Origin of the sequence: Salifodinibacter halophilus (assembly GCA_012999515.1) — a bacterium.
In the GTDB taxonomy this organism is placed as follows: domain Bacteria; phylum Pseudomonadota; class Gammaproteobacteria; order Nevskiales; family Salinisphaeraceae; genus Salifodinibacter; species Salifodinibacter halophilus.
This window is the reverse complement of record JABEEB010000848.1, coordinates 1-230: the sequence shown is the minus strand read 5'-3', so window position 1 is coordinate 230 and position 230 is coordinate 1. Positions and strand designations below refer to the sequence as shown.

1 protein-coding gene is annotated in these 230 nt (G+C 59.6%); it reads right to left on the bottom strand.

Annotation, left to right across the window (positions count from 1 at the left end; genetic code table 11):
* The coding region (locus HKX41_13950) for a DUF106 domain-containing protein (GenBank protein ID NNC25236.1) at window positions 1–230 on the bottom strand (230 nt) is incomplete at both ends.

Below are 230 nucleotides of genomic sequence, written 5' to 3'. Positions count from 1 at the left end.
CTTGAGATGGGTGTGCCCGATCAGCGGGAGGATGAGTTCGACACCCTGGTCGATCTGCCCGAGCTTCCAGTACATCCAGAGGAAGACCGGGATGGTGAGGAGCATGATCCAGACCATCGGGCGGAACTGCATCTTGAACATCCCGAGTTGATCACCCATCGCCTCCATCTGCTCTTTCTGGATGCGATCGAGAGCCTCCTCGTCGCCGCGCTCTTTGGCGGCCTTCTGGC